The sequence below is a fragment of the Nocardioides sp. genome, from assembly GCA_037045645.1.
In the GTDB taxonomy this organism is placed as follows: domain Bacteria; phylum Actinomycetota; class Actinomycetes; order Propionibacteriales; family Nocardioidaceae; genus Nocardioides.
Map to the genome: position 1 here is coordinate 1,057,190 of JBAOIH010000001.1, position 17,149 is coordinate 1,074,338.

The following is a 17,149-nucleotide window of genomic DNA, read 5'->3' on the forward strand; positions in this document are numbered from 1 at the left end:
AGTACCTCGAAATGAGTGTGCAACACCCCCACTAACGGTCGCCCCGAAACATGCCCAGACATGAGGGTCGGCCAGAAGGAGAAACGTGGCTAAGACCCGAGTGTCAGAACTCGCCAAGGAATACGGCATCACCAGCAAGGAGGCGATCAGCCTCCTCGGTGAGCTCGGTGAGTTCGTGAAGACAGCGTCCAGCAGTGTCGAACTGCCGGCCGTGATGAAGTTCAAGAAGGCTTACGGCGACGACCTGCTCGCCAAGCAGGCTTCCGCAGGTGCCGCCCCGGCCGCAGCCGACGCGCCCGCGCCGGCAGCATCCGGCTCCCCGTCTGATGCCGCATCTGATTCCGGCACGCAGGCGGCTGCGCCGACCCCCGCTCCGACGCCTGCGCCGGCCGCCGCTCCCGCCAAGCCGGCCGGACCGCGACCGGGTCCGCGACCCGGTCCGAAGGCACCGGCCGCAGAGCCGACGCCCGAGCCTGCGCCGGTCGTGGAGACCCAGCCGGAGCCGGTCGTGGAAAGCAAGCCCGAGCCGCCTGCGGCGACGCCACCGGCTGCTGCGGTCGAGACGGACGGCTCTCCCAAGCCCCCCGCGCCCCGCCCCGTCGGACGCCCTGGTGCTCCGCGCCCGGGCAACAACCCGTTTGCCTCCTCGCAAGGTATGGGTCGCCGACCGGCACCGCAGCCGGGGGCAGAAGACATCCCGCGCCCGCCGGCCGCCCGTGAGGGTGGCGCACCGGGTCGCCCGGGTATGCCTCGCCCCAACCCGGCGATGATGCCCAAGTCCCCAGCCGCTTTCGGCACCGGCCCGGCCGGTCGCCCCGGTCGTCCCGGCGCAGGTCCTGGCCGTCCCGGCGCTCCGGGGCGCGGTGCCCCGGGTCGTCCCGGTGCTGGGGCGGGTTCGGGTGCTCCCGGCCGCGGCGGCTTCGGCGGCGGTCCTGGTGGCGGTGCCCCCGGTGGTGGCCCCGGCGGTGGCCGTGGTCGTCCCGGTCAGCGTGGTCAGACCCAGGGTGCCTTCGGTCGCCCTGGTGGTCCGTCGCGTCGTGGCCGCAAGTCCAAGCGGGCTCGTCGTCAAGAGTTCGAGCAGATGGAAGCGCCCACGATCGGTGGCGTGCGCGTGCGCAAGGGCAACGGTGAGACCGTACGCATGGCGCGCGGCTCGTCCCTGACCGACTTCGCCGAGAAGATCAACGTCGACGCCGCTTCGCTGGTGCAGATGCTGTTCTCGCTCGGCGAGATGGTCACCGCGACCGAGTCCGTCAACGACGAGACCTTGGAGTTGCTGGGCGAGGAGCTCAACTACGTCGTCGAGGTCGTCTCGCCCGAGGACGAGGACCGCGAACTGCTCGAGTCCTTCGACCTGGAGTTCGGTTCCGACGAAGGTGACGAGGCGGACCTCGAAGTGCGCCCGCCGGTGGTGACCGTGATGGGTCACGTCGACCACGGAAAGACCAAGCTTCTCGACTCGCTGCGCAACGCCGACGTCGCCAAGGGGGAGGCCGGTGGCATCACCCAGCACATCGGTGCCTATCAGGTGCACGCAGACGTAGACGGCGAAGACCGTCCGATCACCTTCATCGACACCCCGGGTCACGAGGCGTTCACCGCCATGCGTGCGCGTGGTGCGCAGGCGACGGACATCGCGGTGTTGGTGGTCGCGGCAGACGATGGCGTGATGCCGCAGACGGTGGAGGCGCTCAACCACGCCAAGGCCGCCGGTGTGCCGGTCGTGGTCGCGGTGAACAAGATCGACAAGCCCGATTCCGACCCGACCAAGGTCCGCGGTCAACTGGCCGACTACGGCCTGGTGCCCGAGGAGTACGGCGGCGACACGATGTTCGTCGACGTGTCGGCGAAGTCGCAGCTCAACCTCGACAAGTTGCTTGAGGCGATCGTGCTGACGGCCGACGCGTCCTTGGACTTGCGCGCCAACCCCCACCAGGACGCCCAAGGTCTGGTCGTCGAGGCGCACCTCGACCGCGGTCGAGGTCCGGTCGCCACGATCCTGATCCAGCGCGGCACGCTGCGTGTGGGCGACACGGTCGTGGCCGGTCCGGCCCACGGTCGCGTACGCGCCATGCTCGACGAGCACGGCAACAGCATCGATGAGGCGACCCCGTCACGTCCGGCGATGGTGCTCGGTCTCACCGCGGTGCCGGGTGCCGGTCAGAACCTCCTCGTCGTCGAGGACGACCGCACCGCTCGCCAGATTGCCGAGAAGCGTGAGGCCCGCGAGCGCGCCGCCCTCCAGGCCCAACGTCGCGTACGCCGTACGCTCGAGGACTTCATGGCCTCCATGGAGAAGGGCGAGAGCCAGGAGCTCAACCTCATCCTCAAGGGCGACGTGTCCGGTTCGGTCGAGGCGCTCGAGGACTCACTGGCCAAGATCGACGTCGGCGACGAGGTGTCGCTGCGCGTGATCGATCGCGGTGTTGGTGCGATCACCGAGACCAACGTGATGCTGGCCGCGGCGTCCGACGCGATCATCATCGGCTTCAACGTCCGCCCGCAGGGCAAGGCAACGGAGTTGGCCGACAAGGAAGGCGTGGAGATCCGCTACTACAGCGTGATCTACCAGGCCATCGAAGAGATCGAGGCCGCGCTCAAGGGCATGCTCAAGCCCGAGTTCGAGGAGTCGACCCTGGGCCAGGCGGAGATCCGCGCGATCTTCCGCTCGTCCAAGATCGGCAACATCGCGGGCTGCATGGTCACGTCGGGTCTTATCCGCCGCAACGCCAAGGTGCGGGTCATTCGCGACGGCGCGGTCGTGGCGGACAACCTCGACCTGGCCTCGCTCAAGCGGGAGAAGGACGACGCGTCCGAGGTCCGCGAGGGCTTCGAGTGTGGTCTGGTGCTGCGCAACTTCCAGGACATCAAGGAAGGCGACATTGTCGAGGCCTTCGAAATGAAGGAGATCCCACGGTCGTGACCACCGAGACCGCCGGCACGCACTGCGCTGCGTTGTCGGCGGTCGCGGGCCGTCCACCGGTCGCGGGCACCTCACACCATCCACACCACTCACGAAAGAAGACGAGCGATGGCCAATCCTCGTGTGCGCAAGATCGCGGATCGCATCAAGGTGATCGTGGCGGAGATGCTGGAGCGCAGGATCAAGGATCCTCGTCTTGGTTTCGTGACCGTCACCGACGTCCGCGTCACCGGCGACACCCAGCAGGCAACGATCTATTACACGGTCCTCGGTGAGGACGAGAGCATCGCCAGCACGGCTGCCGCGCTGGAGTCTGCCAAGGGGCTGCTCCGCTCCGAGGTGGGCAAGCAACTCGGCATGCGCCACGTCCCCGCGCTCACGTTCGTGGCCGACCAGGTGCCCGAAGAGGCGCGCGCGATGGAAGAACTCCTCGCGCGGGCCAAGGCCCACGACGACGAGTTGGCGGCCCACCGCGGCACCACGTACGCCGGCGACGAGGACCCTTACAAGAAGCCACGCGAGGTCGCTGACGACGAGGACGACCTCGACGATCTCGATGACGAACGCTGAGCCGCGTCCTGGGCTGGTCATCGTCGACAAGCCCGCGGGCATCACGTCACACGATGTGGTGGCACGCGTACGCCGACTCGCGGGCACCCGCAAGGTCGGGCACGCGGGCACACTTGACCCGATGGCGACGGGTGTACTGGTCCTCGGGGTCGGCCGGGCGACCCGCCTGCTCGGTCATCTGATGCTCACCGAGAAGGCGTACGCCGCCACGGCCCGGCTCGGTGTCGCGACGACCACCGACGACGCGGAGGGTGAGATCACGGCCACGGCGAACACCAGCGCGATCTCCGAGGATGACGTACGCGCGGCCTTCGCCGCCTTCGTCGGCGAGATCGAGCAGGTTCCTACGGCCGTTTCGGCCATCAAGGTCGACGGCAAGCGGGCGTATCAGCGCGTACGTGACGGCGAGGAGGTCGTACTCAAAGCGCGTCCGGTGACGATCCACGACCTCGAGGTCTACGACGTCGTCCTGGGTGCGGATGTCGTCGACGTGACGTTCACCGTGCGGGGCTCCAGCGGAACCTACGTACGCGCATTGGCCCGCGACGCGGGCGCGGCTCTTGGTGTCGGTGGACACCTCACCTCGCTGCGTCGCACTGCTGTAGGAAGCTTCGACGACTCCCTGGCCAGCACCCTCGATGACCTTTCCGAGGACTTCCGCCTGCTGTCGATCGCGGACGCGGCGCGGGCCAGCTTCGCGTCGTACGACCTCGACGAGAAGCAGGCGGGCGACGTACGCGTCGGGCGCCCACTCGCGCTCTCCTTGCCGGATCTGGCGCCTGTGGCCGTATTCGCACCGGACGGGGAGTTCCTGGCGTTGTATGCCGCTGCCGGTGCGGACAGCGCGCGTCCCGTGGCAGTGTTCGTCGGCTGAGTCCGGATCGGTGAGCCGTGGAGTCTAGGATTTCGGCCGTGCAACTCGTGCGCTCCCTCGACGACATCCCGGCAGACCTCGCCGCGAGCGTGGTGACCATCGGCAACTTCGACGGCGTACATCTGGGTCACCAGCACGTGATCTCGCTGGCGCGCGCGCAGGCCGACGCCCTCGGCACCGACGTGGTCGCGGTGACCTTCGACCCCCATCCGTTCGCGGTGCTGCGCCCGGAGCACGCGCCCGTGATGCTGTCCGAACTCTCAGAGCGCGCCGGACTCCTTCGTACGGCCGGGGCAGATCACATTCTGGCGTTGCCTTTCGACTCCGACATGGCGGCGTGGTCTCCGACGGACTTCGTCGATCGGGTCCTGGTAGCCGGACTGCGTGCGGTGGTCGTCGTCGTCGGGGCAAACTTCCGGTTCGGTCGGCGAGCGTCCGGAGACGTGAACACCTTGAGTGCGCTGGGGGAGGACCGCGGGTTCCGGGTCGTGGCGGTGCCTTTGGACGGCGGGCCGCAGGTCTGGAGTTCGACGTACGTCCGCAACTGCCTGGCTGCCGGAGATGTGGCGGGTGCCGCCGAGGCATTGGGACGCCCGTACGCCGTGTCCGGTCCGGTGATCCGTGGCGACCAACGTGGGCGCGAACTCGGCTATCCGACCGCCAACGTCGCGTTCACCCCGGGGCTCGCCGCGCCGGCCGACGGCGTGTACGCCGGGTGGTTGACGCGCCTCGACACCGGCGAGCGGTTCCCGGCGGCCATCTCGGTGGGCACGAACCCGACCTTCGAGGGGCACCGCAAGCGCCGAGTGGAGGCGTACGCCCTCGATCGAGATGACCTGGAGCTCTATGGCACCGAGGTTCGCGTGGAGTTCGTCGAGCGCCTGCGCGGGATGGTCGCCTTCGACGGCGTCGAATCCCTGCTGGACGCGATGGCCGACGATGTCGCGCGAGCTCGCCAGATCTTGAGCGGTCCGGCGTGACCCTCTCGCCGCAGGAGCGGTGGTTCGTCGACAGAGGGCTGGCCTACTTCGCCGATCCCGTACGCGCCACCGTGTGGCGGCGGTTGGCCCTGCCGCGGCTGGTGCCCGCACTGCTCGTGCTCTTTCTCCTCTCGGTGTCCGCCGGGGTCCTCACCACCAAACTGATCCCCGGCGAGCAGTTGGCGTGGGTCGGTTTCACCGTGGGCGCGCAGTTGTTCGGCGTGCTGTGCCTGGCGTACGCACTCTTCGCGCTCCGGGCCGGCAGCATCACGCGCTGGGCTATCGGTCGAACCTTCGACAGCCTCTGGCAGCTCTATCCGCTGGTGACCAAGGCGCTGCCGATGCTGCTCGTCTTCATCACGTTTCTGTTCATCAACACCGAGGTCTGGCAGGTCGCCACAACCCTCAACGCCTCCACGATGGCGAGCGTGGTGTCGACCTTCGCGCTGCTGGCGGTGCTCTTCCTGTACGCCAGGCTGGCCAAAGTGGTCGGTCACTATGACGACAAACTTGATGGGCAGCGCGTCTGTGACGCGTGTGCCGGGACGCCCTTCGAGGCGTACGCCGACCTCGACGAACAACCGGGCATCGACGAGCCACTGGACCGCTTGGAGCGCGCCAACCTGGTGCTCGCGATGCTGGTCACCCAGGTAATCCAGGTGTTGCTGCTGTCGTTGGCAGTGATGGCGTTCTTCCTCCTGTTCGGCATGCTCACCATCAATGCCGACGTGGTGAAGTCGTGGACCGGGCACCCGCCCACGCCGATCCTGTGGGGACTGCTCAACCAGGAGATCCTGCGGGTCTCGGTGTTTCTCTCGGGGTTCGCCGCGCTCTATTTCACTGTCACGGCCGTCAACGACGAGACCTATCGACAGGAGTTCTTCGGGTCGCTGGAGGACGAGACCGAGCAGGCGCTGGCCGCGCGCGAGGTGTATCGGGCGATCCAACGCGCCGACTGACCTGTCGCGTGTGCTCTGCGGAATGTGCTCGACCTGTCGCGTCTGCTCTGCTGCTCTGCGGAAAAGCCGAGCATTAGCGACAGGTCGGCCGGTGGCGACGTGCTCGCACGCGACTCGTTCGTGCTCGGCAATGACAACACCGAAACGAGCCAGTCGATGTGGGCCATGCTCCGGCGCCGCAGAGGGCTGCCTGCCCGAATAGCGAGGGCTTATGGCGACCTGATCCCGTGGCCGGTGAAGTTCGAGCATCGCTGGGAGTAGTCCGTACTCATGTTGCGCCAGGAGAGCCGACGCCGACAGGATCTTCCTCTGACCGACGAAAGGCGGAGCACTTGCGGCGTGGAAAGAACGCCTGGCTGGTCCGATGTGCCAGCGAGACCCCGGGATCTCATCCGAGTCCCGACATGAACGTATGAACAGCGGCGCCTTGCGTAGGAGCCGTGAGCGATTGATCTACAGCGTGGATACGCGAACCGGGACGCCATTAAGGGCGTTGTTGCCCGAAATGTCCAGTCGCTGCGGATCGGTCAGATCGTTGATCGACACGCCTGGCGTCTTCGCGCTGCGTGACATCAGCACGCCCGCAAGGCCATGGCCATAACCATGGGGCAGCGACACCACGCCGCGCATCATGTCCACGTTGGCTTTCGCCTCGACTTCGACTGCACCGACACGAGAAGCCACGCGTACGACGTCGCCATCGGCTGCACCGGTCTCGGCGAGGTCATCGGGGTGGATGAAGAGTTCGTGGCGAGTTCGACCCCGGGTCAACCGGTCGGAGTTGTGCATCCACGAGTTGCAGTCCTGCTTGTGACGGCGCCCGATCAGCACAAGCCCGGCAGCGGGGGAGTGCGTACGCAAGCGGTCCAGGTCGGCGATGACGACCGGAGGGGCAAGATCGATGCGCTTGTTCTTCGTCTGCAACCGCGCGGGCATCGCATCAGGGCGCAGCGGCCCGAGGTCGATGCCCTGTGGCCGCGAGCGCAGCTTCTTGAGCGTGATGCCCGAGCCGGTCTGACGCAGCAGCACCGTCAGCATCCGCGTCGGGCTGATGCTGAGTCGCGCCGTGCTGATCGCGCGCGCCTTCAGCGCGGGCTTGCGATCGAGTCGCTTGATCGTACGGAGCGCGATCTCGCGATAGATCTGCCAGTCATGGCGCTGGTCGGCTTCCTTGGCGAAGACCGCCTGGGTGAAGCGAGCGGTGTCGCGCACCGCGAGCGCGTGGAAGACCAAGTCGTAGTGGTCACGCTCCAGTGCCGTGGTCGGCGGCAGAATGACGTCTGCATGGCGGGTGGTCTCGTTGACATAGATGTCGATCGACGCCATGAAATCGAGGTCACGCAGAGCCTGGTCGAGCCCGGCTCCGTCCGGCGTGGACAGCACCGGATTGCCCGCCATCGTCAACAGCGTCCGGATCTGTCCGTCTCCGGGTGTCTCGATCTCCTCACGCAGCACCGAGACGGGAAGTTCGCCCAGCGCCTCAGGCGCCTGGCGTACGCGCGAACGCCACTTGTCGTAGTGGCCGCGCCCGATCAGTCCCTTGCCGACCACGTCGATCGCGGGCCGGGTGAACATCGCGCCGCCGACCCGGTCCAACTTGGCGCCCACGATGTTGAGGCAATTGATCGCCCACTGGCAGATCGTCCCGAACTCGCCGGCCGACAGCCCGATCCGTCCGTAAACCACGGCTTCTGGAGTCGTGGCGAACTCGCGGGCAAGTCGGCGAATGTCGTCGGCGGGCACGTGGCTGTGTCGTTCGGCGAGTTCGGGAGTGAAGTCCGCGACCGCCGCTTCGAGAGTCGACAGGTTGTCGAGGTAGTCCGGCGGCTGCGCCATTCCTTCGGCGAAGATCACCTGCAACATCGCCAGCAGCACGAATGCATCGCTCCCGGGACGTACGAAGTGGTGCTCGTCGGCGACCTTCGCCGTCTCGGTGCGGCGAGGATCGAAGACGACCATCCGACCGCCGCGCTTGTGCAACGCCCGCAACCGGTTAGGGAAGTCGGGCACGGTCATGATCGAGCCGTTGGAGGCCATCGGGTTCCCCCCGAAGACCAAGAACAACTGCGTACGGTCGAGGTCCGGGATCGGCAACAGCAGCTGGTGGCCGAACATCCAATGCCCCACGAGCTGGTGGGGGAGTTGGTCCACGCTGGTGGCGCTGAACGTGTTCTTCGTACGCAGTGCCTTGATCATCCCGACGCCATGGGTCATCGAGCCGAGGCTGTGCGCGTTCGGGTTGCCCAGGTAGACGCCGATCGCATCCGGACCGCGGCTGTTGATCGCCTTGGCGAGGTTGTCCGCGACCAGGTCGTACGCCTCGTCCCAGCCGATCTCCTCCCAGCGTCCCTCCTCGGGTGACCCGACCCGCCTGACGGGGCGCTTGAGTCGGTCCGGGTCGCTGAAAACGTCACCGATCGCGACGCCTTTGGGACAGATGTGCCCACGCGAGAGCGGGTCGGCGTCGTTGCCTCGTACGGCCACCACCTCGCGCGGCTCGGCGCGCACCGTCAACCGGAGTCCGCAGATCGCCTCGCACAGATTGCAGACACCGATCACGGTGCGCTCTCCTGTGTTCGTCATAGGACTCATCATGGTCCACGTCGGTGACTAGACACCCGGTTTGGTCGCTCAGCCCCCGGATCTCCGGGGGTTGAGCGGACCACAGTCCGCTCGACCCCGGCCGACACGCCGGTTCCGCTGCGCGCACTACTGCGGAATCCGCACTACTCTCTCACGCATGGATACCACCCAACTCCTCAAGGGAGTGCTCGACCTGGCGGTGCTCGCCGTGGTCGACGCGGAGGACGGTTACGGCTATGACGTCGTACGCCGCCTGCGCGCCGGCGGGCTCGCTGATGTCGGGGACGCCTCCGTCTACGGCACGCTCCGCCGGCTCTATGCCGCCGGAGCTCTCACCTCGTACGTCGTTCCCTCCGAAGAGGGGCCGCACCGCAAGTACTACGGCATCACGCCGACCGGCCGAGACCAACTCAAGCGGCAACGCGATGACTGGCAGCACTTCGCCGACACCGTCTCAGCTCTGCTCGATTCCGACCTGACCACCAAGGGAGTGCCCGCATGAACGACACCATTCCGCTCCAGATCCGTCCCGACGTCGAGCAGTTCGTCGCGGCAGTACGCCAGCACTTCGCCGACCTGCCGAGCGAGGAGGTCGAGGACCTGCTGTCGGGGTTGGAAGCCGATGTCTCCGACTGGGTGGCGGAGGAGGGTCCGCAGGTGCTCGGCGATCCGGAGGTGTACGCCACCGAGTTGCGCGCCGCAGCGGGGCTCCCGGCGTACCAGCCCACCCGAAGCAGCCGGGACCTCTCGCCGAAGGCGCTCTTGGACGCAAGTGCCACCGGGTGGGCGCGGCTGCTCGACGCGTTGCCAGGCGACTTTGGCGCAGTGCTGCGCTCGGCTCGTCCGGCGTGGTGGGTGCTGCGTGCCTGGGTGGCCGTGATGCTGGTCAGCAGTCGCATTTGGGACGTGTGGCAGCAGGACGTGCCCTATCTGCCGACGCCCAGTGCAGGACTCGGCGCCGCGTTGGTCGCGATCGCGGCCGTCGTCAGCATCCAACTCGGCCGCGGCAAGTTCTGGCCCGGCACCAAGGGCACCGCTGCCCGGGTCGTGCTGCTGGGCCTGAACGCCTTCGCCATCGCCATGACCCCTCAAGTCGTCCAGAGCGTCGAATACACCGCCCAGAGCCAGTACGAGCGGATGACCGACGACACCTACGGGCAGAACGCCCTGATCAGCCCCGGGTATGGCGAGGTCTGCAACCTCCAGCCGTACGACTCCAGCGGCCAGCCGCTCTACGGCGTGCAGCTGTTTACCGAGGACGGGCAGCCTCTCAACGTGAATTGCTGCTGGGAGCAGCACGCCGCCTGGCAGTTGGGTGACGTGGCGCGGCGCAACGTCTTTCCGCAGGCGGAGATGGTCGGCGCGGGCGATCGCAGGTTTGCCAAACTGCGCCGCCTCACCGTGCCCGCCGTGACTGCGCCCAGGGGTGTCGAGGTGCCTGAGGGGACTGCGATGCAGTCGGAGGAAAAGAAGGCCCAAAGGAAGGCCCAAAAAAAGGCCCAGAAGAAGGTCCAGCGCAAACAGTCCTGACCCGGCAAGGTGGAGGATCACGGTCACCCCATGCCTGTGATCCTCCGCCTTGAGGATTTGCTGCGATGTCGAGAGCAACCTTCGCCCACGTCTGGGCGTGTACCCCCATGTGATTGGAGCAGCGCCCGTGGCGCCACCCGCGGCGGATGACTTCGAGGAGTACGCCGCCTCGGCCGGTCCGCGTCTCAAGCGACTCGCGTTCCTGCTCACCGGTGACCTCCACCAAGCCGAGGACCTGCTGCAGACCGCACTGGCCAAAACCATGGTGCGCTGGTCCAAGGTGCGCAGCTATGACCAACCGGATGCGTTCGTACGCCGGGTCATGGTCAATCAGCGCACCTCGTGGTGGCGCCGCGGCGCCACGCGCGAACTAGCGACCGAGCAGATGCCCGAGGTCACTTCTGCGTGCGGAGCCGAATCCGTCAACGACAGCCTCGCGCTGCTCGCCGCGCTCAAGGAACTGCCAAAGCGGCCGCGAGCTGCGGTGGTGCTGCGGCACTGGTGCGACCTGTCCGAGGCCGAGACCGCGCGCACCATGGGGTGCAGCGTCGGCACCGTGAAGAGCAACACCAGCAAAGGCCTTGCGCGGCTGCGTGAGTCCTTGGCCGACTCGTTCGAAGGAGAGTTCTGATGAGCCGCGACCTCTTCGACAGGCCGGCCGCGCTGGCCGATGCCGAGGCCCGCCCTGACCGTCTCGACGGCGTACGCACCAAGGCGCGCGCGATCACGCGCCGACGCCGGCTCGGTGTGGCCACCGCGGTCGCTGCTGCCGTCGTCCTCGGGGGAGTGGGAGTGCTCCAACTCCAAGACCGCGGCGACCGGGTGACGGAGGTGCCGGTGGCCACCGGGTCTCCCGCGCCGACCGACACGAGCCCCCAAGTCGAGATCGGCGTGACGCCACTGGACGCCACTCACTTCAGGGTTGCCTACACAGTGCGCGGCACCGCGCACGCGTTTGTCCCCGGTCGTGGCGACGCTGGTCCGCTCCTGCCCGGCACGTTAGGGCTGGACGACTCGGCGCTGGTGGGCGGCACCCGCGTCTACGTCGACGGCACCGAGCAGATCGGCTCTGACGGGGGAGACATCAAGTGTGTGGCGGGGACGCCGACCGTGGCGTTTGACGCCAGATGGGGTGACTCGTCGGACCGAGCGGAGCACTTGATCCTCGAAGTGGCCCGCGCCGGGACGTACGACGTACGCGTTGAGGCGACCTATTGCGGTGCCGGCGGGAAGATCGAGACCGCAGCCGCCGCGGTCCAGGTGACGACGCAGGAGCAGTCCGCGACTGTGACGGCCGAGATCAAGTCCGACGTCGATGGCGATGGTCGGCCCGACCAGGTGCGGACGACCGAGGTCGCCAACGAGGGCACAGGGGAGAGCGACAACAACGCGGTTGTGGTCACGACTGCGACCGCAAACACGATCAGCGTGAGCACCGGCCCGGGGTTCTCACTCACGGGCCTACAAGCCGTGCAACTCGACGACGGCGGTATGGAGATCGTGGCCGTGCCGGACGGCGGGGATAGGGTGCCCACCTTCGTGGCGACCTTCGTCAAGGGTCGCGGACTGGTCCTCGTCAAGCCCGTTGCGGGCAGTCTTGAGAGCGCCCCTGTGCCCTATCTGCGCGTCACGGGCGTCGTCGACGGAGAGTTACTGACCATCCGTACGACAGCCAAACTCGACGACCTCGATCCAGCCGGTGACAACTCCGTCGAGGTCTCCCGGTGGTCGTTGTGGACCGAAGCCCTCGGACTGCGCCCGGAGGGGATCGCCGGTCAGTGCATTGCGGGCACGGATTGGCGGACAGTCCATCCCTGCGAATGACGCCCATCGGGGTGGTTTGCCTTGGTTATCGGTGGGCATAAGTTGGGGCGCCCTCCAGGGCGGAGGGGTTTTTGAAAGGAGTCTCACCGTGGGTTACGGACTCGGCGTCTTCCTCGCGGCCATCGGCCTGATCCTCATCTACGCGCTCCAACTCGACATCCCCGGCATCACCGACGACACCCTCGGCTGGATCCTGGTCATCGCCGGTCTCCTGATCGTGCTCCTGACCGCCATCCAGATGAACAGCCGCCGGCGCGTGACCTCCAGCGCCACGACCACCGACTCGGCTGGGCGTCAGGCCACGAACCGAGCGTTCCTCGGACGTGCCTCCTCCGGCGGTCTGACACACGCACTCCGCGGGGCCCACTGGCGATTCGGCGCCGGTGGGCCTTGTGCAATTCTCGGACCGGCTCACGGCCCACGCTCGCGATTCGGAGGGCCGCGTACGACGCTGCTAATCTCACCCGGTTGCCCGAGTCGGGCGACACGCCGTACGAACGGCCGCGGATCCAAGTGCCCCGGTGAACAGGCCCGGGCGCGCCGCGCAACGAGAACCGAGAGGAGCCCCGTCATGTCACTTGGCACGGACGCGGAGACCAAGAAGAAGATCATCGCCGAATACGCCACCACCGAGGGCGACACCGGTTCCCCCGAGGTCCAGATCGCGCTGCTCACGCACCGCATCAGCCACCTCACCGAGCACCTCAAGCAGCACAAGCACGACCACCACACCCGTCGTGGTCTGCTGCTGCTCGTCGGCCAGCGTCGTCGTCTGCTCAACTACCTGCAGAAGACCGAGATCGAGCGGTACCGCTCCATCATCGAACGCCTCGGCCTGCGTCGCTGAACGACGTCATAGCGGGCATTGGCGGCGTTATCGTCGCTTGACGACCTTCTAGGTCGCCTGCGCTCCTCTGCCTTGCCACTGCCCGCACTGACGCCGTTCAGCCGAAGAGTTTTTGATTTCAAGCTTGCGGCTGAGTCGAACCCGCGAGGTTCGGCGACGCCACTTCGCCACTCACGCTGCAACTGGCTAGTGTGAGGCGTACGACAACTCAATATCCACAGATCCAGGAGCGCACCGCCCGTCCAGGCCCGGTCCTCGGTAGTGGTTTTCAGGTCCCTCAACACGGGGGAGCTGCGGACCTCGATCGAAGACCGGCTCATCATCACAGCGGCGGCGCGGGATCGCTCCGTGCACAGAAAGATGAGCACTTTGAGCTCTGAACCCACCATCTCCGCAGTCGAGACCGTGATCGATAACGGCAAGTTCGGCACGCGGACCGTCAAGTTCGAGACCGGGCTGCTGGCCCGCCAGGCCGCCGGTTCCGTGACGGCCTACCTCGACGACGACACCATGCTGCTGTCGGCGACGACGGCGTCGAAGTCGCCCAAGGACCACTTCGACTTCTTCCCCCTCACCGTTGACGTCGAGGAGCGGATGTACGCCGCGGGTCGCATCCCCGGCTCGTTCTTCCGTCGCGAGGGCCGCGCGTCCGAGGACGCGATCTTGACCTGCCGCCTGATCGACCGCCCGCTGCGCCCGACCTTCAAGAAGGGCCTGCGCAACGAGGTCCAGGTCGTGATCACCGTGCTCGCACTCGAGCCCAACACCCCGTACGACGTGCTCGCCATCAACGCCGCGTCGATGTCGACCCAGCTCTCCGGCCTGCCGTTCTCCGGCCCGGTCGGCGCCACCCGCGTCGCCCTGATCGAGGGCCAGTGGGTCGCCTTCCCCACCCACAGCCAACTCGAAGACGCCGTCTTCGACATGGTGATCGCCGGTCGCGTCACCGACTCCGGTGACGTCGCGATCATGATGGTCGAGGCCGAGTCCACCGAGTCGACCTGGAACCTCGTCCAGTCCGGCACCCAGGCTCCCACCGAGGAGATCGTGGCCGGCGGCATCGAGGCCGCCAAGGTCTTCATCAAGCAGCTCTGCGACGCGCAGTCCGAGCTGGCCAAGGAGGCCGCCAAGCCGGTCGGCGAGTTCCCGGTCTTCCTGGACTACCAAGACGACGTGTACGCCGCCGTCGAGGCCGCGGTCAAGGACCAGGTCGTCGCCGCTCAGCAGGTCGCCGACAAGCAGGACCGTGAAGCCGCCGTCGACGAGGTCAAGGGCATCCTGCTCGACACCCTCGGCGCCCAGTTCGAAGGTCGCGAGAAGGAGATCGGCGGGGCGTTCCAGGCGCTGAACAAGAAGGTCGTACGCGAGCGCATCCTGCGCGACAAGGTCCGCATCGACGGTCGCGGCCTGGCCGACATCCGTCCGCTGCACGCCGAGGTCGGCCTGATCCCGCGCGTGCACGGCTCGGCGCTGTTCGAGCGTGGCGAGACCCAGATCCTCGGCGTCACCACCCTCAACATGCTCACGATGGTGCAGAAGCTCGACACCTTGTCGCCCGAGACCGAGCGTCGCTACATGCACAACTACGTGTTCCCGCCTTTCTCCACCGGCGAGACCGGTCGTGTCGGTGCTCCCAAGCGTCGCGAGATCGGCCACGGTGCCCTCGCGGGCCGTGCGCTGATGCCGGTGCTGCCCACCAAGGAAGAGTTCCCGTACGCCATCCGCCAGGTCTCCGAGGCGATGGGCTCCAACGGCTCCACCTCGATGGGCTCGGTCTGCGCGTCCACCATGTCGCTGCTGCACGCCGGTGTGCCGCTGCGCGCCCCCGTCGCGGGTATCGCGATGGGCCTGGTCTCCGGTGAGATCGACGGCAAGACCGAGTACGTCGCGCTGACCGATATCCTCGGTGCCGAGGACGCCTTCGGCGACATGGACTTCAAGGTCGCCGGGACGCGTGAGTTCGTCACCGCGCTCCAGCTCGACACCAAGCTCGACGGCATCCCGGCCGAGGTGCTGGCGCAGGCGTTGACCCAGGCTCGCGACGCTCGCCACGCCATCCTCGACGTGATGAACGAGGCGATCGCCGCCCCCGAGGAGATGAGCGTCCACGCGCCGCGCATCATCGCGATCAAGGTGCCGGTCGACAAGATCGGCGAGGTCATCGGCCCCAAGGGCAAGGTGATCAACCAGATCCAGGACGACACGGGCGCGACGCTGTCCATCGAGGACGACGGCACGGTCTACATCGGCGCAACCAACGGCGACGCTGCCGAGGCGGCCAAGGCCGCGGTCAACGCGATCGCCAACCCGACCATGCCCGAGGTCGGCGAGCGCTACCTCGGCACGGTCGTCAAGACCACCAACTTCGGTGCCTTCGTGTCGCTGATGCCGGGCAAGGACGGGCTGCTGCACATCGGCAAGCTCCGCTCACTGGCCGGCGGCAAGCGGGTCGAGGCCGTCGAGGACGTGCTGAGCGTGGGTCAGAAGATCCAGGTCCAGATCGGTGAGATCGACGACCGCGGCAAGTTGTCCTTGATCCCCGTGGTCGAGGAAGCCGAGGGCGGGGACGCCGCTGACGAGAGCGCGGACAGCGCCGAGTGACCTCGAAGAAGTCCACCAAGACCGGCCGGCAGGCGACTGCCGGCCGGTCTTCGGTTTCCGCCCTGTCCTCGTCACAGCCCGCCGGCAGCACCCGTACGCTCCAACGCCTCCTCGATGACGAGGGCCGCGTCGTGTCGCGGGTACGCCGCACCGTGTTGCCCTCCGGGCTGCGGATCATCACCGAGGACATGGCAGGTGTACGCTCCGCCTCCGTCGGTGTCTGGGTAGGCGTCGGTTCGCGCGACGAGTCACCACGTCTGCACGGTTGCTCGCACTTCCTGGAGCACCTGCTCTTCAAGGGCACTCCCACGCGCAGTGCCCTGGAGATCTCGGCAGCCCTGGATGAGGTCGGCGGCGACTTCAACGCCTACACCGCCAAGGAGTACACCTGCTTCCACGCACGAGTTCTCGACGAGGACCTGCCCGTCGCCTTGGACGTGCTGGGCGACATGCTGACCTCGTCGGTGATCTCGCCGGCAGATGTCGAGGCCGAGCGCGAGGTGATCCTCGACGAGATCGCCATGCACGACGACGATCCCGATGACGTCGTACACAACCTCTTCGCCGCTGCAGCGTGGGGAGATTCCCCGTTGGGCCGCCCCATCGCGGGCACGACCACGTCCATCGAAGCGCTGACGCGCGAGCAGATCGTGCGCTTCTATCGTCGCCACTATGTGGCCGCCAAGATGGCGATCTCGGTAGCGGGCAATGTCGATCACGACGCGGTCGTACGCCAGGTGAAGCGTGCGTTCTCGGGCCATGGCTTCCTCAACACCGTGGCGGACCCGTCCACACCTCGCGTCGTGGCGAACGCGCGCCCTGTCGCCCGGGCCGAGGCCACGTCCACCCGTGCTTTCGAGCAGGTAAACCTCGTACTCGGGATGCGCGGGCTCACCCGCTCAGACCCTCGACGCTTCGCGTTGGGCGTACTCAACACGGCTTTGGGCGGCGGCACGTCCTCTCGGCTCTTCCAGGAGGTACGCGAGCAGCGCGGGTTGGCGTACGGCGTCTACTCCTTCGCCACCTCGCACGCCGACGCCGGGATGGTCGGGGTGAGTGTCGGCTGCTTGCCCAGCAAGGTGGAGGCGGTCCTCGACGTGGTGCGAGCCGAGCTCGCCAAGATCGCCGCGGACGGGATCACCGAGGACGAACTGCGGCGCGGCCAGGGCCAACTCACGCGCGGTCTGATCATGGGCATGGAGGATTCCGGCGCCCGGATGAGCAGGCTCGGCAAGGCCGAGATCCTCGAGGATCGGCTGTTGTCCTTCGACGCCGTAGTGGCCGGCATCGAAGGTGTCACCCTCGACGACGTACGCGCGCTCGCCGCGGACCTGTTCGCCCGCCCCGAGGTGCTGGCGGTCGTCGGCCCCGCACGCTGACCTGTCGCGTCTGCTCCGCGCGAGGGCGCCGACCTGTCGCGTCTGCTCCGCGCGAGGGCGCCGACCTGTCGCGTCTGCT

Annotated in this window: 14 protein-coding genes and 1 pseudogene; 14 read left to right on the forward strand and 1 reads right to left on the reverse strand. The window is 67.3% G+C overall.

Annotation, left to right across the window (positions count from 1 at the left end):
- Positions 1-85: 85 nt before the first annotated feature.
- From infB to V9G04_05195, 6 genes are all read left to right on the forward strand, one after another.
- The gene (gene infB, locus V9G04_05170) at positions 86-2,923 is read left to right on the forward strand and encodes a translation initiation factor IF-2 (protein MEI2712689.1); all 2,838 of its coding nucleotides are present in this window, start codon (positions 86-88) and stop codon (positions 2,921-2,923) included.
- A gap of 108 nt (positions 2,924-3,031) precedes the next feature.
- The gene (gene rbfA, locus V9G04_05175) at positions 3,032-3,493 is read left to right on the forward strand and encodes a 30S ribosome-binding factor RbfA (GenBank protein ID MEI2712690.1); all 462 of its coding nucleotides are present in this window, start codon (positions 3,032-3,034) and stop codon (positions 3,491-3,493) included.
- Positions 3,480-4,367: a tRNA pseudouridine(55) synthase TruB gene (gene truB, locus V9G04_05180; protein ID MEI2712691.1), complete on the forward strand. Its 888-nt coding sequence runs from the start codon at positions 3,480-3,482 to the stop codon at positions 4,365-4,367. Before rbfA ends, truB begins: the two co-directional genes overlap by 14 nt.
- 38 nt (positions 4,368-4,405) lie before the next feature.
- Positions 4,406-5,347, forward strand: a complete 942-nt coding sequence (locus V9G04_05185) for a bifunctional riboflavin kinase/FAD synthetase (protein ID MEI2712692.1) — start codon at positions 4,406-4,408, stop codon at positions 5,345-5,347.
- On the forward strand, positions 5,344-6,306 hold the full coding sequence (locus tag V9G04_05190; protein MEI2712693.1) for a hypothetical protein: 963 nt from the start codon (positions 5,344-5,346) through the stop codon (positions 6,304-6,306). The genes V9G04_05185 and V9G04_05190 overlap by 4 nt, the downstream gene beginning before the upstream one ends.
- A 24-nt stretch (positions 6,307-6,330) precedes the next feature.
- Positions 6,331-6,567 (forward strand): hypothetical protein, encoded by a 237-nt coding sequence (locus V9G04_05195; protein MEI2712694.1) that lies wholly within the window; start codon positions 6,331-6,333, stop codon positions 6,565-6,567.
- A gap of 192 nt (positions 6,568-6,759) precedes the next feature.
- On the opposite strand, the gene V9G04_05200 is transcribed toward V9G04_05195, so the two are convergent.
- Entirely contained in the window at positions 6,760-8,889 is a 2,130-nt protein-coding gene (locus V9G04_05200) for a molybdopterin-dependent oxidoreductase (protein MEI2712695.1), read from the reverse strand.
- A 157-nt stretch (positions 8,890-9,046) separates the two neighbouring features.
- Between V9G04_05200 and V9G04_05205 the strand changes: the two genes are divergently transcribed.
- The 8 genes and pseudogenes from V9G04_05205 (at position 9,047) to V9G04_05240 (ending at position 17,070) form a co-directional block, all read left to right on the forward strand.
- Positions 9,047-9,391: a PadR family transcriptional regulator gene (locus V9G04_05205; GenBank protein MEI2712696.1), complete on the forward strand. Its 345-nt coding sequence runs from the start codon at positions 9,047-9,049 to the stop codon at positions 9,389-9,391.
- The gene (locus tag V9G04_05210) at positions 9,388-10,419 is read left to right on the forward strand and encodes a hypothetical protein (protein MEI2712697.1); all 1,032 of its coding nucleotides are present in this window, start codon (positions 9,388-9,390) and stop codon (positions 10,417-10,419) included. The genes V9G04_05205 and V9G04_05210 overlap by 4 nt, the downstream gene beginning before the upstream one ends.
- 127 nt (positions 10,420-10,546) lie before the next feature.
- Positions 10,547-11,050, forward strand: coding sequence for a SigE family RNA polymerase sigma factor (locus V9G04_05215; GenBank protein ID MEI2712698.1), 504 nt, complete (start codon positions 10,547-10,549; stop codon positions 11,048-11,050).
- Positions 11,050-12,243 carry a hypothetical protein gene (locus tag V9G04_05220; GenBank protein ID MEI2712699.1) on the forward strand — a complete coding sequence of 398 codons (1,194 nt, stop codon included), beginning with the start codon at positions 11,050-11,052 and terminating at the stop codon, positions 12,241-12,243. The genes V9G04_05215 and V9G04_05220 overlap by 1 nt, the downstream gene beginning before the upstream one ends.
- An 88-nt stretch (positions 12,244-12,331) precedes the next feature.
- A pseudogene (locus V9G04_05225) lies at positions 12,332-12,532 on the forward strand (DUF6458 family protein).
- 282 nt (positions 12,533-12,814) lie between these two features.
- Entirely contained in the window at positions 12,815-13,090 is a 276-nt protein-coding gene (gene rpsO / locus V9G04_05230) for a 30S ribosomal protein S15 (protein MEI2712700.1), read from the forward strand.
- Positions 13,091-13,459: 369 nt separating this feature from the next.
- On the forward strand, positions 13,460-15,691 hold the full coding sequence (locus V9G04_05235; protein MEI2712701.1) for a polyribonucleotide nucleotidyltransferase: 2,232 nt from the start codon (positions 13,460-13,462) through the stop codon (positions 15,689-15,691).
- A complete protein-coding gene (locus V9G04_05240) occupies positions 15,688-17,070 on the forward strand; it encodes a pitrilysin family protein (protein ID MEI2712702.1) in 1,383 nt (460 codons plus the stop codon). Before V9G04_05235 ends, V9G04_05240 begins: the two co-directional genes overlap by 4 nt.
- Positions 17,071-17,149 lie beyond the last annotated feature (79 nt).